Source organism: Pontibacter saemangeumensis (assembly GCF_039541895.1).
GTDB classification, from domain to species: Bacteria; Bacteroidota; Bacteroidia; order Cytophagales; family Hymenobacteraceae; genus Pontibacter; species Pontibacter saemangeumensis.
In genome coordinates this window covers 354,048-374,231 of record NZ_BAABHC010000014.1, presented here as the reverse complement: position 1 = coordinate 374,231, position 20,184 = coordinate 354,048, and the positions used below count along the sequence as shown (strand labels likewise).

17 protein-coding genes are annotated in these 20,184 nt (G+C 53.1%); 9 read left to right on the top strand and 8 right to left on the bottom strand.

All coding sequences use genetic code 11. The features are described from left to right. Nucleotides 1-3: 3 nt before the first annotated feature. Nucleotides 4-1,743 carry a peptidase domain-containing ABC transporter gene (locus ABD920_RS12245; protein WP_345159367.1) on the bottom strand — a complete coding sequence of 580 codons (1,740 nt, stop codon included), beginning with the start codon at nucleotides 1,741-1,743 and terminating at the stop codon, nucleotides 4-6. After that, nucleotides 1,736-2,449: a TetR/AcrR family transcriptional regulator gene (locus ABD920_RS12240; RefSeq protein WP_345159365.1), complete on the bottom strand. Its 714-nt coding sequence runs from the start codon at nucleotides 2,447-2,449 to the stop codon at nucleotides 1,736-1,738. Before ABD920_RS12240 ends, ABD920_RS12245 begins: the two co-directional genes overlap by 8 nt. A gap of 491 nt (nucleotides 2,450-2,940) precedes the next feature. Between ABD920_RS12240 and ABD920_RS12235 the strand changes: the two genes are divergently transcribed. The 3 genes from ABD920_RS12235 (at nucleotide 2,941) to ABD920_RS12225 (ending at nucleotide 5,903) form a co-directional block, all read left to right on the top strand. Continuing rightward, nucleotides 2,941-4,206: a DEAD/DEAH box helicase gene (locus tag ABD920_RS12235; RefSeq protein WP_345159363.1), complete on the top strand. Its 1,266-nt coding sequence runs from the start codon at nucleotides 2,941-2,943 to the stop codon at nucleotides 4,204-4,206. 318 nt (nucleotides 4,207-4,524) lie between these two features. Next, nucleotides 4,525-4,755, top strand: coding sequence for a hypothetical protein (locus ABD920_RS12230; RefSeq protein WP_345159362.1), 231 nt, complete (start codon nucleotides 4,525-4,527; stop codon nucleotides 4,753-4,755). A 239-nt stretch (nucleotides 4,756-4,994) separates the two neighbouring features. Continuing rightward, nucleotides 4,995-5,903: an SMP-30/gluconolactonase/LRE family protein gene (locus ABD920_RS12225; protein ID WP_345159361.1), complete on the top strand. Its 909-nt coding sequence runs from the start codon at nucleotides 4,995-4,997 to the stop codon at nucleotides 5,901-5,903. Between the two features lie 72 nt (nucleotides 5,904-5,975). Here the strand turns inward: ABD920_RS12225 and ABD920_RS12220 are convergent, their stop codons facing one another. From ABD920_RS12220 to ABD920_RS12200, 5 genes are all read right to left on the bottom strand, one after another. Next, nucleotides 5,976-6,935, bottom strand: a complete 960-nt coding sequence (locus ABD920_RS12220; protein ID WP_345159359.1) for a DUF4380 domain-containing protein — start codon at nucleotides 6,933-6,935, stop codon at nucleotides 5,976-5,978. Between the two features lie 177 nt (nucleotides 6,936-7,112). Continuing rightward, a complete protein-coding gene (locus ABD920_RS12215) occupies nucleotides 7,113-7,589 on the bottom strand; it encodes a hypothetical protein (RefSeq protein WP_345159357.1) in 477 nt (158 codons plus the stop codon). 84 nt (nucleotides 7,590-7,673) lie between these two features. Next, nucleotides 7,674-8,204 carry a dihydrofolate reductase family protein gene (locus ABD920_RS12210; RefSeq protein ID WP_345159355.1) on the bottom strand — a complete coding sequence of 177 codons (531 nt, stop codon included), beginning with the start codon at nucleotides 8,202-8,204 and terminating at the stop codon, nucleotides 7,674-7,676. Between the two features lie 141 nt (nucleotides 8,205-8,345). Next, nucleotides 8,346-8,705, bottom strand: coding sequence for a c-type cytochrome (locus ABD920_RS12205; RefSeq protein WP_345159354.1), 360 nt, complete (start codon nucleotides 8,703-8,705; stop codon nucleotides 8,346-8,348). A gap of 4 nt (nucleotides 8,706-8,709) precedes the next feature. After that, nucleotides 8,710-10,167: a PQQ-dependent sugar dehydrogenase gene (locus tag ABD920_RS12200; RefSeq protein ID WP_345159352.1), complete on the bottom strand. Its 1,458-nt coding sequence runs from the start codon at nucleotides 10,165-10,167 to the stop codon at nucleotides 8,710-8,712. Nucleotides 10,168-10,239: 72 nt separating this feature from the next. Here ABD920_RS12200 and ABD920_RS12195 point away from each other — a divergent pair, with 72 nt between their 5' ends. Beyond that, nucleotides 10,240-10,581 (top strand): DUF2752 domain-containing protein, encoded by a 342-nt coding sequence (locus tag ABD920_RS12195; RefSeq protein ID WP_345159350.1) that lies wholly within the window; start codon nucleotides 10,240-10,242, stop codon nucleotides 10,579-10,581. An 81-nt stretch (nucleotides 10,582-10,662) separates the two neighbouring features. Continuing rightward, nucleotides 10,663-11,010, top strand: coding sequence for a TM2 domain-containing protein (locus ABD920_RS12190; protein WP_345159349.1), 348 nt, complete (start codon nucleotides 10,663-10,665; stop codon nucleotides 11,008-11,010). Between the two features lie 219 nt (nucleotides 11,011-11,229). Here ABD920_RS12190 and ABD920_RS12185 read toward each other — a convergent pair whose 3' ends face one another. Next, complete coding sequence (locus tag ABD920_RS12185) at nucleotides 11,230-13,188, bottom strand: M1 family aminopeptidase (RefSeq protein WP_345159347.1); 1,959 nt, start codon at nucleotides 13,186-13,188, stop codon at nucleotides 11,230-11,232. 335 nt (nucleotides 13,189-13,523) lie between these two features. Between ABD920_RS12185 and ABD920_RS12180 the strand changes: the two genes are divergently transcribed. From ABD920_RS12180 to ABD920_RS12165, 4 genes are all read left to right on the top strand, one after another. After that, nucleotides 13,524-14,345 carry an MOSC domain-containing protein gene (locus tag ABD920_RS12180; protein ID WP_345159346.1) on the top strand — a complete coding sequence of 274 codons (822 nt, stop codon included), beginning with the start codon at nucleotides 13,524-13,526 and terminating at the stop codon, nucleotides 14,343-14,345. 581 nt (nucleotides 14,346-14,926) lie between these two features. Then, the gene (locus tag ABD920_RS12175) at nucleotides 14,927-18,046 is read left to right on the top strand and encodes a SusC/RagA family TonB-linked outer membrane protein (RefSeq protein ID WP_345159344.1); all 3,120 of its coding nucleotides are present in this window, start codon (nucleotides 14,927-14,929) and stop codon (nucleotides 18,044-18,046) included. Nucleotides 18,047-18,076: 30 nt separating this feature from the next. Then, the gene (locus ABD920_RS12170; protein WP_345159343.1) at nucleotides 18,077-19,528 is read left to right on the top strand and encodes a SusD/RagB family nutrient-binding outer membrane lipoprotein; all 1,452 of its coding nucleotides are present in this window, start codon (nucleotides 18,077-18,079) and stop codon (nucleotides 19,526-19,528) included. A gap of 21 nt (nucleotides 19,529-19,549) precedes the next feature. Beyond that, nucleotides 19,550-19,978, top strand: coding sequence for a hypothetical protein (locus ABD920_RS12165; RefSeq protein WP_345159342.1), 429 nt, complete (start codon nucleotides 19,550-19,552; stop codon nucleotides 19,976-19,978). The last annotated feature ends 206 nt before the right edge of the window (nucleotides 19,979-20,184 follow it).

Here is a 20,184-nt window from a genome sequence, read left to right as displayed (position 1 = left end):
TTCTTAGGCTGTTACTTCCGTTAGTTCTTTCAATAGCTCGTGCTCGCTGATCTGCTCGTAATTACCGGAGGCCACGAGGTGCCCGTCCTGCAGCAGCAGGGTCTGGTCACAGAGCGCCATCACATCCAGGTCATTCGATACAATAATTATGGTCCAGTCAAACTGCGGGCCTGCTAGTATGCGCATTAAGCTCATCTTTTCCTTCTTGCTCATGCCTACCCAGAAATCGTCGATAATGAGCAGCTTAGGCCGCCGCACCAAGCTACGTGCCATCACTATTTTGCGGGCAACGCTGCCCGGCAGGCGCTGGCTTCCGCCAATCAGGTAAGACTGCAGCCCTTCCGGCAGCTCGTGCACGAAATCATTTAGCCTTACCAATTCGATTGCCCAGAGCACGTCCTGCAGCGGCAGGCTGCGGCCCAGGGTGATGTTCTCCAGCAGCGTGCCGTCAAAGAGCTGCTCTTTGGACATATTATCGCCGATAAGGCTGCGCAAATTGCCGATGTGCAGGTCGCGGAGCGATACGCCGCTATACACGATGCTGCCCTCGTAAGACGGGTACAGACCCAGTAAAAGACTGATGAGCGTGCTTTTGCCGGAGTTATTGTAGCCCGCCAGGCAGACGCGCTCCGATGGTTTTATATGAAAGCTGATGTCGTTGATGATCGTTTTCAGCGTTTCAGGGTAGCGGTAGCGGAGGTGCTGCACCTGTATGCTCAGGCCGCCATCCAGCGGGAGGTCTTCCAGTTTGATCCCCTTCACCTCCTCTATCGGCAGATCTGTTACATGCCCTATCTTATCCAGGCTTGTGAGCACGTCATATACCGTGTCCAGCTTTACGATGATCTTTTCCACCGCCGCCATGATCAGGATGATAACGATCTCAGAAGCCACAAACTGCCCGATGTTGATTTCCCGCTGCACCACCAGGATACAGCCCAGCACCAGCAGGCCACCCGTAATAAAGGTCTTGAAGCCCACGAAACTGAGGTACTGCGTCATGAGCACGCTGAAGTGCTCTTTTCGGACCTTCAGGTAGCTGCTCACATAGCCGTCGGTGCGCTCCATGGGCAGGTTGGTGTGGCCTACCAGCTTAAACGTGCTCAGGGAGCGGGCCATTTCCTCGAGCCAGGCTACCAGTTTGTACTTATACTTCGACTCCCGGATGCTGGTCTCCACGCCCCTTGGACCGGTTCTCCAGATAATGAAAACCAACACGATGACCAGAATCACGCCCAGGAAGATGAAGTACGGGTGGTAAAGCGAGAGCAGGATCAACCCGAACACGATCTGGATCACGGCATAGGAAAAGTCCAGCAGTATTTTAGCCAGGCCTTTCTGCAGCGACACCACATCGAAAAAGCGGTTCATCAGCTCCGGCGGGTAGTATTTGTTCAGCGCCTCGGCCTGGAACCGCGGGATGCGGTAAGCAAAATCGAAAGCGGATCTGGCAAAAATGCGCTGCTGCAGGTACTCCACCAGCCACAGTTGCATCACCTGCAGACCTCCCACAATCAGCAGCGCCAGCACGATCAGCCCGATCAGCACGATGATAGACACCGTTATCTGCCCACTGGACACAAAGCCGATGATGCTCTGGATGCCCAATGGCAGCGCCAGGCTGATGAGTCCTGCGGCAATGGCATAGACGTAGAGATAGATGATTTCGCGCTGCTCGATAGACAGCAGGTGCAGGAAACGCTGCATGGGCGTGGCGTGCTTCGGTGTGCCGGGCTTATTCATGTTCGTACAGTTTGCTTTGTTTCTGTGTGCAGTCTATGGCGGAAAAAAGCAGGTGCTTCAGAAAGAAAGTGGTTTCCTCCTCCGGGTGCTTGGCGTCTTTGACCTCTGTGAGGGAGGGCAGGTGCCTGGCGAAATACATCTGCTGGTGCGCCGCCTCCATGGCCGTGCTGATGAGCGCGTGCGGGTAAGGGTAAGCCGGGTTTATATCCAGCACCATCTGCGCCAGGTGGCGGCAGAGGCGCTTGAACTCCAGGAAGTAGCCGTCTTTGTTCTCAGCGTCCACCTCCTTGGTATGGTACACCTTTGCCGACTCCGCCACCACAACGCGGTACAGGATGCGCTCATCTATATGGCTCACGTTGGGATCGTCGTCGAGGCCGGCCTTTGCCAGCACCTCAATGGCGCGGCGCAGGCGCTGGCGCGGGTTCTGTATGTTGTGCGTCTGGAACGTGACGGTGAAGTGAAGCCAGGCCCAGTACCACGACACCAGGTACACCAGCAGCTTGTGCTTGTTCTCGAAGTAGCGGTAGATAGACGCCTCCGTGGAGCCGATCGCCGCTGCCAGCTTTTTAAAGGTAAACTGCTCAAAGCCCAGCGCATCCATCATGTTGATGCTCTCCGAGATTATCTTTCTGCCCAGCTCGGTGCTATCCGGCTCCCGCAGGTAAGACTTGTGACTAAGGCTGATATATAGGTTCGTAGACATGCTGTTTCGTTCGTTTTTGCTCCTGCTGCGTGGGCGATAGCCTTTCTTATATATACCCTCAGTAGCTATATCTCCTGAGCACAGGAATTGTTTATCCGGATCGAAGATACAGCTACTTTTATGTATAATAGTAATACTATCAAAAATGTTTCCGATACGGCTGTTTTTATTTTTAGGTCGGGAGCATCATGTTTACACATCATACATATACGCCTTTTCCATTCAATAGGCGAATATACCGGGCGAAGCGAATACGCCGCGCCTAGACACGCAGCAGTCGCCGTTGAGTGGGGTATAGATAACGGCAGGAAGGCTGGGGGCCAGCCGATCTGCGCCCGAGGTACAGGAAGGGCAGGGCTGTCGTGCAAACGCAAAGTGGTGTGTGCGTTGAGGGTATATAGGACGGAGAGGGGGGAGAAGCCAAAAAGATAAGCTACCTTTGCAACCCACTTTTACCGTATTAAAAGCAGGGCCCTGTAAACCATATCAGCATGAAGTTTGAAGATTACCGCATCTCTGAGGAAATAAAAAAGAGCCTGGAGAAACTGGGTTTTAAAAAGCCGACCGACATCCAGTTCAAGGCCATTCCCCCGATCATGAAGGGGGAGGATGTGCTGGCCATTGCCCAGACCGGCACGGGCAAGACGGCGGCCTTCGCCATTCCCGTGATCGACAAGCTGCAGTTCGGCAAGAACCGCCGCCGCGAGGATGGCATCAAGTGCGTGGTGATGGTGCCCACGCGCGAGCTGGCGCTGCAGATCACGGAGGTGTTCGAGCAGATCGGGCGCCACACCCGCGTCAAGACCTTCTGTGTGTACGGCGGGGTGGAGCAGGGGCCGCAGATCGCAAAGCTGGAGGCGGGCATTGATATACTGGTGGCCACGCCGGGCCGCCTGTTCGACCTCGTGAGCCAGGGCCATATACAGCTGCACCGCGTCGAGATCCTGGTGCTGGACGAGGCCGACCATATGCTGGACCTGGGCTTTATACACGACATCCGGCAACTGATCACAAAGCTGCCGCGCCAGCGCCAGACGCTGTTTTTCTCGGCCACCATCAACGAAACGATCAAGGACCTGGCCTACTCGCTGGTGAACAAGCCGGTGCGCATCCAGATCTCCCCGAAAGACCCGGTGGCTAAAAACGTGGACCACTCTGTGATGTACGTGGACATGGACGACAAGCGCTACTTCCTAGAGCGCGTGGTGAAGGAAAACCCGGACAAGAAGATCCTGGTGTTTGTGCGCACCAAGGTGCGGGCCGAGCGGGTGATGAAGGCGATGGAGCGTGTGGGCATCCAGAGCATGACCATCCACGGCGACAAAGAGCAGAAAGACCGCCTCGACGCGATGAAGAAGTTTAAGAAAGGCGACGTGAAGCTGCTGATCGCCACCGACGTGAGCGCGCGCGGCATCGATATCCCCAGCGTGGAGTACGTCGTAAATTACGACCTGCCGGAACAGCCCGAGAACTACGTGCACCGCGTGGGCCGCACCGGCCGCGGCACCGCCAAAGGCATTGCAGTGTCGTTCTGCAGCCCCGAGGAGAAGCCGATCCTGGACGAGATACAGACTTACCTGACCAAGGACATCAAAGTGCTGGAGGTGGACAAAGACGACTACGAAGCCACCATCGACTTCAGCGCCGCCGCCAAATACGACTGGAAAGCGCTGCTACAGGAAGCGGACGAAACAAACGACAAGATAAAGGCCTCTAAAGCCAAGAAAGCGAAAGCAAAGGCGAAGAAGAAGAAATAAGTCACCGGCACGGCCCAATAAAAATGCCTGTGCAGCCTCCGCCTGTGCAGGTATTTTTATTGGGCCGTGCCGGTAAAAAGGAGTTTCAGGCAAGCATTTCATATATCCCTCTCTAAAACCCTGGCACGAGCTGCTACAGCGCCTGTCGTTCCCTTGCCGGTTGCTCTGCCGGAGGGCATTTTGCTGCAGCACCGGTACGGTTTAATGCACCTCTCCTGCACCACTTTTTAGGATCATTTACGTATAAAATATTGTAAATTAATTAGTTAACCGAGTGCCGTCTGCCAATGGCACGTATTATAGAAAGGAGAGTGTGTGATGAGACGAAATCGGAGAGATTACAACCCGGGTTTAATATCCAATACCTGGAATTACAACCTGAGGACAGTGGAGGATAGCCTGGGATTTACCAAGGATTTCACAAACGCGGTGAACCAGGAGATGCTGGATGAAGAGAGAATACAAATGGAGCATAAAAGAAGAGCGGAGCAGGGGGGGGAACCACTTTACCCAAGCTGCGACCTCGCTGACAAGCCAAAGGATATATAAAACTTTGCCTCTTGTATCAATTCCAATAAGCACCTGACATTCTTTCACCTAAGAGTTAAAAGAAGCTTATTGTTTCTTTTAAAGCAGCGGCCACTCAGATAGGCATGGGTGGCCGCTGCTGCTTTACCTGGCTCCACTGCCTCCTTGCCCGCACACCTGCACTTGCGTAAGTCCGATATAAATCCAATCTTTCCGCATATAAACTGTTATCGCCTTTTAGCCTGATATTGTGCCTGCTTATGACGGAATCCTATATACATGACCAAAACCTGACGGCGGAGCTGGTGCTGGACGCCAACGCAACCTTAGGTGAGGGCGCTATCTGGCACCCGACTGAAAAGAGACTTTACTGGATAGACATAGAAGCAGCGGAACTGCATCTGTACGACCCCGCCACCGATAAAGACACTCTGTTCCACACGGGTGAGAGACCGGGTACGGTCGTGCCAGTGAAAGGGGGAGGCGTTTTGCTGGCCACGCAGAACAGCATCCGCAAGCTGGATACCGAAACCGGGGAACTCACCCTTGTCGCAAAACCGCTCCATGATCCGCAGCTCCGCTTCAACGACGGGAAAGTGGACCCGTCCGGCAGGTTCTGGGTAGGCACCATGGCCTATGATGTTCAAAAAGGAGCCGCCGCCCTCTACCGGATGGACATAGACAAAAGCTTTCACCAAGTGCTGGATAAGGTCACCATCTCGAACGGGCTGGTGTGGTCGGCAGATAAGAAGACGATGTACTACGTAGACTCGCCAACCTTAACCGTGCAGGCTTTTGACTACAATGATGCGTCGGGTGCAATAAGCAATGGCCGGGTAACGGTGAGGATACCAGAGGCAGTAGGAGGCTCTCCTGACGGCATGGCCATCGACACAGAAGGCAAACTGTGGATCGCCCTATGGGGAGCGGCCGCCGTGATACGCTGTGAGCCCGGCACCGGCGAGGTGCTGCAGCGCGTGGAAGTGCCCGCTTTACACGTTACCTCCGTTGCCTTCGGAGGCGAAAACCTGGATGTGCTCTATATAACGTCGGCCCGGGAAGGGATGAGCCCGGAGCAGTTGGAAACTTACCCGAAGAGCGGCGGCTTATTTGCCGTGAAGCCCGGCGTACGCGGCGTACCGGCAGAGTTTTACGCAGGGGATATATAGGCGGTGTTGCTTCTCGGCCCCGGCTATAGGTAAGCCCTTATATGCCTCGCGCCTGTATAGGAATAGCTGAGGTTAAAGCCTTTCCCGCACGAGTTGCCGCGCCAGTTTCACCAGCGCCGGGTTGGCTGGCTGCATTAGTTGCGGGTCCTTCAGTTCGCGTACGTACCACTTCACCGTCCAGGTCAGCTGCCCGTCTGGCTGCAGGGCCCGGTAGGCGCCTTGCGGTTCCAGCTCGGTAAAGTTCAGGGTTGATTTCCCTATATAAATCTCCACATCGCCTTCGCCCGGCGCCTGTTGCTGCGGTGCCACATCCTCGAACTGCATTACCAGCAGCAGGCCGTCAGTCGCGTAAGCCAGCCAGCCTTCCGCCCCGTCTGTTACCAGTTTTTCCCCCTCCGAATGCATGCCTGGCCGAAGCGTTATCCACACCACGCCATCTGTTTCCTGTGTGGATATGTTCCTGAAGTTCTTTCCCTTTACGGGAGCCTGTTGCCCTTTCGGGAAAAACACCAGCCCCTTTGTAGGCACTCTGGAGTTTTGCCAGGGCGCTACGTGCTGTACCGTGTCTGCGGTATTATGGATGGTGTAGGTGATGGAAACGGCGGTATCCTCTGGCAGTAGCGAGACTTCCTTCTCAAACTGCCAGCCTGTTTTCTCGTCCCGCTGGCTCACCATGCGCAGCGTGCTGCCGGAAGCGGTGGCCATATAGGGGGCAGCGTCCAGCAGGTACGGGGGCGGCCAGCCCCACGCGCTTTGCGGACTGGGCCAGAACGTGGAGCCGAAACTGAGGGTGTCGATGCCGGCAAAGAGTTCTTTCCCGGCCATGCGCAGCGACGTGATCCGGCCGCCTTTCTGCGGCGCCACCGCTACCTGCAGCCCGGCGAAAGTCAGCTGGTAGGTGCTGTCCTGCCGGCTTTGCAGCAGGGCTGCCGGGGCGTTCACTTCCTCCGTGGTAGTAGCAGGCTGGCCGCTGCACCCATATATAAGCACGGCCGCCAGAAACACGCTGCCCACACCAAAATATTTCTCCATAGCTGATTTGCTGTGTTGTTCCGTCGGTGCTTGCTCCGGCGGCCTGCGTGTTTTATCCCGAGCCGGCCTTCCGCCCAACGCAAGGTAAATATGTTAAGGCTATATATAACCTGCTTTAACCCGTGCCTTTCGCTCCGGATGATTCTCCAGCGTGTGAATACGAAGGTGGCAAAATCCTTACTTCCCCGTCTTCACCTGCTCCAGCAGCCGCTCTGCCCAGAAAATCAGGAACAGCGCGACGAGGTTGATGCCGATGAACCGCTGGCCGGTGTCGGTGCCGAGGTCGAACTGGAAGGAGGAGAGCGCCACGCGGAACTTGAAGGTCCAGGAGCCGGTCATATCAAAGCCGAAGCCGATGCGCAGGCCGGCCACGTACTGGAAGCCATAGGCCCCGAAGGCAAAGTAGATAACCTGCAGCACCTGGTTGAGGAGCGAGAGCACGAGACCGCGCGGCGTGTTGCGGAACAGCATGCCGCCGCACACAATGGAAAACACGAACAGTGCGCCGGCAAAAAGCGAAATGCGCAGCACCTCCTGCGTCAGCACCATCTCCCCCCTGAACATGACCCAAAGCGTCAGCACGATGCCTAAAATGCCGCCCACGATCTGGTACAGGGCCAGTATGGTAATCTGTTTTCTCAGCTGCTTCTCCAATGGCTACATGTCGTTTTTAGATACAAGAATGCGGCAAAGGTAGCAAATCTGCCACGGAGTTGCGGGGAAGAAGCATGGCGGGCGCTACTTATATAGCCTCACCTGCACAAAACCGTTGGGGTAGTGCTGGCTGCTGCTTACGTGCAGCTTCGTTTCCTGCGCCCCGGCAGCAAAGAGCGGAATGCCGGCGCCCAGCACACGGGGGATATAGGTGAGGATGATCTCGTCGATGAGCCCGGCATTGAGAAAGAGCGTGTTCAGCTGGCCGCCGCCCATGAGCCAGATCGCCTTGCCTGGCTGCTGCTTCAGTTCCTGCGCAAACGCGACGGCATCGGTAGAGATGAACTTCACCTGCGCCGTGTCGGTGTGCCCGGCGGAACGGCTGAACACAAAGTTGGTCTCGGTCGGGAGGGGGAACGGCTTTTCAAAGCTAAGGATGGCTTCGTAGGTGCTGTTTCCCATCAGGGTGGTGTCGATGGTCTGGACGAATTCGCTGTAGCCGTAGTCTTCCCCCTCTATCGCATAGGCCTTGTCTTCAAGCCAGTCGATGCTGTCGTCGGGGCGGGCAATGTAGCCGTCTAAGCTGGCGGCAATGTAGAGAATTATTTTCCGCATGGCATATATGATTTAGAGCGAACTGATAGTTTACAGGTTTTCTCTTGTCTCTGTTTTGGAGGGTGGCAATTCATTCTTTTTCAATTCTCAGCCTGCTCCCCTTGCAGGGGAAGTAGCGTTCCCGTTCGCTGTTGCTGCGGCTCACGGTGTTTCTGCTTCCTTCGCTTTGCGGAGCGTCTTCAGATAGGCGACCATGTCATGTAACTCCTCCTCCGAAATCACCGCCTCTTTGAAGGCAGGCATCACGCCCACGCCGTTTCGCACCTGGAACTTGATCATGAAGCCCGGCAAAGGCTTGTTGTTGATGGCAGGGCCCAGGCCCGCCTCCCCGCCCGGGTGGCACTTGTGGCAGAAAGTGTCGAAAACCGCCTGCCCCTGCACTGCGTCCTCACTGGCAAGCGTGACAGGCGCAAAGGCAGGCGCGCCGCGGCGGGCGGTGCCGCAGTAGCAGAGCAACAGCAGGAGCAGCAGGAGCGAGGCAAGTTGTAAGGGCTTTTCCATGGGCTTAGTTCCTCGTTTTCGTGATCTTCCAGATAACGCCTGTGCGTGGTTGTGGCCGCGCTTCATCCCCGTTCATTTCCATTACACCAAAATCCACAATGTAAAGGCTTTGCCCGTCCGGCGCGAACTTAACCGCCACCGGCCTTTCCAACCCGCCGGATTTTAATTTGGAGGCAGGACCTGTCTTCTTGCCCTTGTTGGCTGCAAAGTCGGTGACGGTGCCGTCCGGTACATCCACCCGCACCACTTTGTAGCCCACAGGCGCCAGCACTTTGCCCACGCCGGGAGCCATATCTCCGAACTGAGCGATAAACGCCTGCCCCTCGTAGCCAAAGGCGCTGCTGCGGGAGAAGTCGAGGCCGTTGGAGGAGGAATGCACCCCCAGCGTGGCGGCCGGCTTGGGCGGCAGGTCAGGGTGCTGTGCCAGCAGCGGCTGCGGCGCCTCCTTACCCGGCGGGTCGAACCGGTTGCCGTTGAAGGCGAGGCCACCGGAGTAATCGGGCCAGCCGTACCAACGCCCCTGCTGCACCTGCCACAGGTAATCGCCGTTGCCCCACACCGGGCGGCTTCCGCGCACATCGTAGCCGTTGTCGCTCACATATAGGTTGCCGTCAGGGGAGAAGGCCAGCCCGAACGGATTGCGAAAGCCCCAGGCCACCAGTTCCATCTCCCCACCCTCCGGCGTTACCCGAATCACGGCGCCGGAGCAGGGGAGGCTGCCCGGGATCACCTGCCCTGCGGTGGTTGGCGTACCGTAAGAGACATAAGCGCCGGTAGTTTGCTTCCCGCTTTTGGTGCCAAGCGGAATCTCGCTGGCATAGTTCTGGCCCGAGAGCGTCACGTCCTGGCACGGGATGTCATGAAACTCGGGATGGCGCTCTAACCAGCCAAAATCGTAGTTATCCGGGCCTACCACGCCCGAGTTGGTGGCGGTGCCCAGGCCAACGTAAAGCTTTCCGTCGGGCCCGATGGCCGGGCCGTTGGTGTGATGGTCGCCCATAGTCGGCAAATCCTCAAGAATTGGGGTGATGTTGCCTTCGGGGGAAATACGCAGGACCTTGCCGCCTTCCAGCGCTCCGCCCTCTGCCACATAAAAGTGGCCGTTGTGAAAGGTGATGCCCGTCCAGGGGCCGTTCTTCTGGCCGGTAGCCACAGTGGTGAGACCTCCATCCGGGTCCACGCGCAGCAGCTTCGGCTCCAGGAACACTTCGCCATAGGAATACCCCGCCTCAATCACGTGCAGCCGCCCCTGCGCATCAAACGCCACGCTGGTCGGGAAGGTGAGGCCGGTGGCCACCGCCTCTGCCGTGTACCCTGCGGGCAGCGCAATATCCTTTGGGTCGATGGGGCGGGTTTCGGTGCGGATCGCGCCCTGGCCACCGCCCTTGGAGGGAAGCAGGCGATAGCAGCCGCACAGTCCCATCAGCAGGAGCAGGGGCAGCAGGCGAAGGTTTGTCTTCATAGGTTTTTGATTCTGGGAATATTATTCTATATTATATCCTGATCATTCAGTACGCCTTATAATCTGCTAAAGTTGAAGCCTGACTCGCCCCATCTGTACATGACGCAATACCTGAAGCGGAAGAACAGCCTGCTCGAGGTTGGGGCCTGGCTGCTGGGGCTAAGTGCGCTGGCGCTGATGGAGCCAACAGCGGAGCACCTGTTCAGTTTCTGCCCCTTCAGCTGGGTGTGGGCGGAGGGCTGCTGGGGGTGTGGCCTGGGCCATGCGATTGCCTACCTGTGCCGGGGCGAGTGGCAGGCCTCCTGGGAGGCGCACCCGCTGGCGCTGCCGGCCGTTTTAATCCTCCTGCGCCGTTGCTGGCAACTGCTGGCGTGGCAACAGCTGCCTGAAGTTAAAGGTACAGCGCTTCCATAAGCGGGGCTGGCGAACCCGACGAGAATGCTGCACGAATGCAATTGCCTCTCACATCTATAAATCAAAACCTAACATAAAACTATGGCTAATATTTTGAACCTGATGCCGGAGCTGGAACCGGACGAGATGAGTTTTGTCCAGTCGCTGGTGAAAGACATGCCGGAGCACGAGGCGCAGCAGTTTGTGAACATCTACCGCGCCCGCCGCAAAGAGCCGCAGCTGGTGCTCATCACCACCCTGATCGGTTTTATCGGGCTTGCTGGTTTGCACCGCTTTATTCTGGGCCAGATCGGGATGGGACTGCTTTATTTCTTTACCGGCGGCCTCTGCCTGGTGGGCACCATCATCGACGTGATCAACTTCAGGCGGCTTGCTTTTGAGTACAATGTGAAACAGGCGCAGCAGGTAATTACCATGATGCGGTACTGAAGGCAGTTCTGAATGAGCGGTGGCGTGGCGGTGTAGCAGGCAGCCTGCCGGTAAGCGCCTCGGCTTTGGCCTTAGGGTATACCAGGTCCCCCGCACCTTCTTCCATATATAGCTCCACCCTTTTGAATGAAAAGGCAGGTAGTATTCTTATTATAGCTATGGATAGAAGTGAATATGCTCTATCCAGTATTCTGCGCCTGACATCCTGCCTGTAACTGCTTACCTCCCCGTAACTTTGATGAAACCGGCACGGTAGCGTTGGGTACTATTGCGCAGTTGCAGTATATAGTAGCCGGCGGCCAGGTCTGCCACACGGATGCTGACCTGCAGGGTCTGCCCGAGCGGCAGGTGTTTCACACGCTGCCCCGCTGTGTTATATATATCTGCAAAGCTGGGGGCAAAGTGAAGCGAGGCGATGTTGATGTCTCCGGAGGTCGGGTTTGGGTACAGCACGGTGGGTAGCAGTGCCGGCACTTCCAGGAAGGGATTCTGTTGGGCTGGCCGCACCGCGTTCAGGATCCAGTTCTGCGGGTCCACCTCCACGCTGGTCACGGTGCCCTGTACCTGCAGCAGGTGCTGCTCCAGCGGCTCGTCCTGCGTCACGCGCACTGTGGTGGTCCCGGCGCTGGTCCGGACCAGGTACTCCACATCCGTTTTGAAGAAAGGCGTGGTGCTGCTGGTGCTGCCCTGGTTGCTCAGGATTAGCAGCCTGTCGTCCTGCTGGTTCCACTCCACGCTGAAAACAGGATAGCCCTCGCCGCTGTACCACTGGTTAAAAAAGTAGTCCAGATCCATGCTCGCCGCCTCCTCAAACACCCGCTGCAGATCGGCGGTAGTGGCTGTTCCCCCGCCGTACTGTTGCTGGTAATCGCGCAGCGTCTGGAAGAACAAGGCATCGTTGTTCAGGGCAAACCGCAGCATGTGCACCACCGCCGCCCCTTTCTGGTAGGAGAGCCGGTAGCTGAAGATGCGCCTGACACTGGTGGTGTCTGTCACTTTTACGCTGCCGTCGGGGCGCTGCATGGCCGCCCGGTGGGCGTCTTCCATCCAGTCTTTCGCCTCTGAAGGGATGTAGCGCTCCAGGGCGAGGTATTCCGCATAAGAGGCAAAGCCCTCGTTCAGCCATATATCCTGCCAACTGGCGCAGGTCACGTTATCGCCAAACCACTGGTGGGCCAGCTCGTGGGCAGTCAGGATAAAATAGAAGGCGCTTTGCGTGGTCATGGTCTGGTGTTCCATACCGCCGTTGATGGGAGCCATGCTGTGCCCGTACTTTTCCCTGTGGAAGGGGTATAGCGAGAACAGCTCCGAGAAATACTCGATAAATGCGGCCGTGCGGTCTATCTCGGGCCTGTAATAGGCAAGCGCCCCGTCTTTGTATACATAGTTCAGCACGGGTACAGGGGCTGCGGCTCCTGCGGGGTTGGCATATAAAAGGTATTCCTCGTAATCCGACACGGCCACCGAAACCAGGTAGTAGGAGATCGGGTAGCGCGATTTCCACTCAAAGCGCTTTTTGCCGCCGGGTAAGTCCACCACGCGGGTGAGCAGGCCATTGGAACCGACTTTGTTCTCGGCGCTGGTCGTGACGAACACGTGCACGGAATCTGCTTTATCGGTGAGCACCTGCTTGGTAGGCCACCACTCGTACGCTGCATATGGCTCACTCAGGCTCCAGGTTACCTCGTTGCCCCAGGCAGGCTCAATGTCGCTCTCAAAGCCGTTGCCTATGGCAGCGCTGGCCCCGGCTGGTGCAGTTCCTTTGTAATAGATGGTGGCAGCCACGCGGTCTCCTGGCGCTGCCGCTGTGGCGAGCCGCACGGTTACGTCGCCTGCGTTCCGGCTGATGGCGGTCTCCCGTTTCCCGTTTACCAGCACAGAGTCTATCCCGAAATCAGGGTGCAGCTCAAAAGCAAAGGCAGGAAGCGGGGAGGCTTTAACAGTGGCAGCCAGCGTCACATTGCCGGCTATATAGGTGCTGTTGCGCTCCAGTTGCAGGTCCAGCCTGTAGAAGGTGATGTCATACTGGTCCATCAGGCGCTGGTGCTCCGGGGTGGCTGCCGCCTGCCGCTGCATTGCCCGAAGCCTGCTTTCGGCGCAGCTGCTCAGGGTCTGTGCCACGGCGCTGCCAAAGCCGAGGCAGGCAAAGAGTAGAAGGAGCAGGTTCCGGATGCGCATGGACTTGTTATATATGTTATATATAAATGTTATATATAAAGGATGTTTTTAGACACGTAGGGTAAGGTTCGGCATTAAAGGAACATACGATGCAGACAAGAAGACGCTGCCCTTGCTGCGCTATATAATTTATATATTCAAGAATTCATTTAGAAAAGTCAGGTATATAAATGGGGTGTCTCGAATGCTCCTCGGTAACTTATCTAAGACTTGCTTGGCTGACAGCCGTCAGAAATAAACCTGGTTGCCTTGAATAAAACCGGGCAAACGATAAATTTGCAACGCCGCCGCAGCTTTGAACGCTGCGGCGGCGTTGCGCCCCTTTAAAAATCCACATGGCTGATCTGTACCTTTCCGATATTTATATATACCCGATCAAATCGCTGGGGGGCATACGCGTGCAAACGGCGGAGGTAGAGGCCCGCGGCCTGCGCTACGACCGGCGCTGGATGCTGGTGGACGGGAAGGGTCTGTTCCTGACGCAGCGCCAACACGCACAGATGGCCCTGCTGCAGGTGTCGCTGCAACCGGAGGGGCTGGAGGTGCACCACAAACAAGGCAAACTGAAACCGTTGTATATCCCCTTCGCCGAAAGCGAAGGGAGCGGCCATGAACTGCAGGTAACGGTGTGGGACGACACAGTGCCGGCCCTGGAGGCAAGTCCCGGCATAAGCGCCTGGTTTACGGACGCACTGGGTATGCCGGCGCGCCTGGTGCATATGCCGCCCCAGACCCGCCGCCTCGTTGACACCGCTTACGCGGCCAACGGAGAGGTGGTGAGTTTTGCTGACGGGTACCCTTTTCTGTTGATCGGGCAGGCTGCCCTGGATGACCTGAACAGCCGCCTCGCGCAACCCGTGCTGATGAACCAGTTCCGGCCCAGCCTCGTGTTCCGGGGCGGGGCACCCTTCGCGGAAGACGGCTGGGGCGAGTTCACCATCGGCAATCAGTCTTTTCGGGCAGTGAAGCCCTGCGCCCGCTGCGTTGTAACAACCATCAACCAGGCAACAGCCGAAAAAAGCCCCGAGCCACTCCGTACGCTGGCAGCTTACCGGCAACAGCGCAACAAAATCATGTTCGGGCAAAACCTGCTGCCCAACGGCACCACGGGCACCCTGCAGGTGGGCGATAAACTGATCGTGCTTTCGCAGAAGTAATGTATAACCACGCACTAAGGGTAAATTCTAAAATTTGTGCGAGGGCTGTTCAGAAGGCTGTTTCGATCTACAGATTTTCCTTGTGCTTCCTCCTTTTTCTCTTTCAAGCCTCTCTGTTTGGTGCAGGGTAAACTATAGCAGCTGTAATTTAGTTAGTAATTGCTTTTTTAGCTGTTCGTTTATTATTAAAAATAATTGGGTTTTGATGCTATTGTTGTATTAATGAGTCAATGTATTTGCAATTTAATTAACATAAGGTGTATGTGGTGTTTTTAGATCTCTAAAATAGGAAATACACTGGATAGTGCCTTGTGCAAAGTTGACTCATTTATGTATATAAAATATTAATGCTGCTCCGGTGGTGTGTATTTGTTGTGTATAATGCGGGAGGCAGCTCAATCTAAGGAGATATGCATGTAGGTACAATTATTATTATCTTTAAACTTTTGCACCTATTATAGTATACTCGTGATTTATTTTTTTAATAAGTATAGTAATTTTTTGGTTTAAAGGATAATGGCCTATATTTGGATTTATAAACTATACAAATATACCATTTCAACCAACTTTAATTTTCTAAAATGAAGAAGAGTTTACTACTCAGTGTCTTCTTTGTGCTCGCGCTTGTTGTACAGGTGTTTGCTCAGAGCAGAACAGTGTCTGGAAAGGTGACAGACCAATCGACAGGCGAAGGGCTGCCCGGAGTGTCTGTTATTGTGAAGGGATCAACTGTGGGGACTGCTACAGGAGCCGAAGGATCTTATACTATAAATGTGCCAAGCGACGGTAGCACTCTAGTCTTTAGATTTATTGGATATCAGGTAATAGAGCGGCCTATTGAAAATTCCAATGTAATCGACATTTCCATGAGTGTTGATTCCAAACAATTGCAAGAGGTGGTGGTAACAGCCATTGGTATTGAGCGCGAAGCGAAATCCCTCGGTTATGCCGCATCGAAAGTAAGTGGAGAAGAACTTACCAAAGCACGCGCAACAAACGTGGTAGACGGAATTGCCGGTAAAGTTGCCGGAGTACGTATCACGCAGGCCTCTGGCTCACTGGGCGGTTCTTCTAAAGTTGTAATTCGGGGAACAAACAGCTTTGGAGGCTCAAACCCCCTGTTTGTAGTGGACGGCCTTCCTATCAGCAACAACGCTCCGGGCGGCAACACTCCGACTGGTAACGGCGCTGTTGACTATGGGAACAGGGCTAGCGATATAAACCCCGACGATATCGAGAGTATGACCGTGCTGAAAGGTGCGGCTGCAACTGCGCTATACGGTGCTCGTGCAAGAGACGGTGCCATTATCATCACTACCAAGAAAGGTGCAGAAGGCAGAGTGAAAGTGACGCTGAACTCTTCTACTCGCTTTGATGAGGTGCTGCGCTTGCCTGATTTCCAGAATGAGTATGCACAAGGTAACTATGGTAAATATGACCTGAAGAACACCAACGGCTGGGGACCTAAAATAAGTGAAGTGCAGGATGTACCGGTGAAAAATTTCTTAGGCGAGGATGTTGCATTGCAGGCGTACCCGGACAATGTGGAAGATTTCTTCCAGACAGGTATGACTTACATAAACAATGTAGCGTTTGAAGGAGGTGGTAAGGAAGGCGATTTCCGTTTAAGCCTTGGTTCTACTAACCAGACTGGTATCATCGAAAATCAGGGCCTGGACCGTTACAATGTTGGCTTGAATGCGGGCAGAAGCTTTCAGGATAAGCTGACTGTGCGCACAAGCATCAACTACGTTAAAACAACAACAGAAGGTCGTCCGGTACAAAGCTCTAACAGCCCTAATGTCCTGACCTCTTCTATCTTTGGTTTGCCGAGAACTGTTGATATCAATAGATTGAGAGATAACTATGTTGATCCAGTAACAGGTGCACAAATTGCCCTGACTCCAGATAAAACAGGTAATAACCCATACTGGATTATCAACAGGAATACGAATGATAGTGATTTGGAGCGTATGTACGGAAATGCTGTCATTTCTTATAAGCCACTAACTTGGTTAACGATCTCGAACAACGCCGGTGTGGACTTTTATACAGAGGACCGCTTTAACAGGACCAGCAAAGGTACTTTTGGGGCTCTGGAAGGAGAGTTTTATAAAGCAACGATCCAGAACCGTGTCATCAACAACGACTTCATCGTTACAGCTGAGAGAGATATAACTTCAGATTTAAACCTGAAAGTTATGGCTGGCCATAATATCTACTCAAGCCTTTACGAAACACAGTCTGTAACAGCCAGAAACCTCACAATTGACGGATTGTACGACTACGCAAACGCTACCAGCACTGTACCGGGGCAGACAATCTCCGAAAGAAGAGTGGTAGGGGTTTGGGGAGACTTAGGCCTGAGCTTCAGGGATTATTTGTTCCTTAACATAACTGGCCGTAACGACTGGGCCTCAACGCTCCCCGTAGACAATCGATCGTACTTCTATCCTTCAGTAAGCACGAGCTTTGTATTTACAGACGCTTTGAATATTCAGTCTGATTTCCTGAATTATGGTAAAATCAGAGCCAGTTGGGCTAACGTAGGTAGCGCTGCAGATCCTTACGGCCTTGATTACAACTATAGTCCGGCTACTACTTACTTTGTGCAGTATAGCTTGAGCGGTACTTTCCCCCACAACGGGTTATTAGGTTTCTCTGCGCCGCGTACATTGCCTAACTTTGGCCTAAAGCCACAGAACCAGAATAACATAGAGATTGGTGCAGACTTCCGGTTCTTAGACAACAGAGTAAACTTAGGGGTAACATATTATGATACTAAGACAAGTGACCAGATAGTTAGCCTTGATGTGCCTCTTTCAACGGGCTATTTCGCTAAAAGAGTAAACGTGGGAGCTGTACTGAACAGCGGTGTGGAAGTTGAACTGGGTGTTACCCCCTTACGAACTTCCGACTTTGACTGGACCACTACTTTTAACTTCTCCAGAAACGTGCAGTCAGTAGAAGATCTTCCGGAGTCATTAGAGTTTTATGGCCTGGCGAGTGGCTGGAGCGGTCTGCAAATCAAAGCTGAAGAAGGCAAATCATTTGGACTATATGGCACTGCTTGGCAGAGAGATCCGGAAGGAAACCTTATTATCAATCCTAACACTGGGTTAAGAGAGGTGGAGCAGGGCAAGCGCCTGGGTAGCATCAATCCGGACTGGATGATGGGTATCAACAACTCTTTCTCCTATAAAGGTATTAATATGGGCTTCTTGGTGGATATTCGCCAGGGAGGAGTATTCTACTCAGGTACGGTTGCCAGTCTTCGTTCTTCAGGGCTAGCCGAAGAAACATTGGAGAATCGTGGCAGCATTTTCGTTGACCGCGGGGTAAACAAAACGGCTGACGAAACTTTTGTGCCTAATACGACACCGGTACAAAGCATGCAGGACTTCTGGGGTAAATACTCTGCTACTGCCAATACAGAGGGTAATGTGTTTGATGCTTCATATGTGAAGCTGAGAGAGGTAAGGCTTTCGTACACATTGCCAAGAAGATGGTTAGAAAACACATTCATAGGTGATGCTCAATTTGGCGTGGAGGGCCGTAACCTCTGGATTATACATTCAAATGTCCCTCACATTGATCCGGAATCCAACTTCTTTGGAGCTGGTTCAGTGGGCGAAGGTGTTGAGTTCAACACAATGCCGACTACAAGAACTCTAGGTTTTAACCTGAGAATCACTCTTTAATTAGTTGTTGTAAATATTAACAATATTAACATGTTTAAGAACATTAGGAAATATGCAGTGATAGCAGCACTAGGCCTAACGGCCGTTGCTACCACTTCTTGCGAGGAGTACCTCGATATAAACACTGACCCTTATGCCAGTACAAAGGTAGAACCTAAGTTGTTGTTTAACTACGCAACAACGGCTTGGGCTGCAAACCGTGCAGGCGGGGATGATTATGTGCCGATTGCACTTGCCGCGCAGACAATAGCAAGTGGTGGTAACTATGGCTGGGGGAAAGGCGATGTTTACGATATCAGCCCATACAGCACGGGCAACACCTGGAAAGTCTACTATGCAACGGCGGGGCTAAACCTGAAGCAAGCTATTGCAGAAGCTGAGAAAGCTTCGCCTATGAACAATAATGCAGCTGCACAGGCTAAAATAGAACTAGCGGCCATGATGTATGAGGCAACACTCATCTGGGGTGATGTTCCTTTCTCGGAATCTTGGCAGGAAGACATTTCATACCCAAAGTTTGATGAACAGAAATCTGTGCTTGAGCAGGTGGTTGCGCTACTGGATGAGGCAATTGCACAAATCGATGAGAGCAGCTCGCTGAAAATCTCAGATTATGACCTGATTTATGCAGGTGATATGAGCAAGTGGAAAAGCTTTGCTCGTTCAATGAAGTTCAAGACTTACATGGTGATGGTGGATAAAGATCCTTCCGTGGCTAGTAAAATTGGCCAACTTCTCTCTGAAGGAGGGATGATTTCTTCTTCGGCACAAAATTTCTCCTTCCCTTTTTATAATGTGCCTGACAAAGAGAATCCAAGGTATAAGCTTCTGAAGCGCTACGCTGGCGGCGAGAATATATTCTTCTTTGCAAACAATAATGTGCTCAGCTATATGAAGCAGTTACAGGATCCACGGATTCCGATTTACTTCGATAAGCCTGAAGGGGTGGGTTCTTATAATGGTGTAGATACAGAAGCAGAAGCAGATGAGAATACTGCTACTATCAGCATGTACCTCTACAGGCCTGATGCACCAGAAGTAGTTTTTTCTTATCAGGAGCAACTTTACCTCGAGGCTGAGGCTTATGCCAGAGGCTTAGGAGTAGGGCAGGATATTGGAAAAGCAAATGAGCTATTCAAAATGGCTACTTATGAAGCTTTGGTTTTCAACGGCATCGGCACCGAGACAGCCCAGCAGTATGTAACATCTACGCTGCCTGATCTGACTTCTGTTGCTAATCCGGTTAGTCAGATACACCTGATGCAGTGGATTGACCTAATGGATAGACCCCTGGAAGCATGGACACAATGGAGAAGATCCGGATCAGAAGGCAATGAAGTACCGAGCTTGGTTCAGCCAGAGGGCACACCTGCAGGCGGGTTGATCAGAAGATGGGTTTACTCACCTGATGAGACAACATCTAATCCTAATGCACCAAGCCCGGCGCCAATTCTTACTGAAAAAATGTGGTTCGACTTATAGTCCTCAAAAAAGAACATCACCATGAAAAATATATTTATTTTCCTAGCCCTGATGGGTACAACGTTCTCTTTCACTGCTTGTGAAAAGGACATGGACACGTATGAGTTTTCAGACCCAAAGCCTGCTTACGTAGAGATTAAGTCTAAAGCAGCGATCACTGTTGAAGAAGGAAAAGAAGCGGAGATAACGTTTCAGTCAAGAGAAGCATTCCAAGAAGTAAAGTCTCTGCAGTATGAGATAAAAGGCGCATATACTATTACTGGCAGCATTGATTATCCACGTAACTCCACTTCTTATGTGTATTCACTCGCAGTTCCAGATGGCATAGTGCCCGAAGGCACTGAATCTGCCGCTGCTACTTTTACACTTGTAAGCGCTGATGATTTAACCGTAGGGTATAAAGGCGCTGACAAAGAAGTTGTAAATATCACAATCACTGCAGCAGAATAACATCTTTATTCTTCTAAGTTTAAAAAAGCCGCCTAAATTTATAGGCGGCTTTTTTTATTAATCTTATATGTTTAATGTGGATAGGTAGTAAAGGGTGCTATTATGCATGCGGTTTTATGTTGACTACCGGAGGGAAAGGAAGCAGTTTATAAACAATTGATGGCTTGGTAGATTTAAAAACCGGAAAGCATGTTATAAAGCTAAAG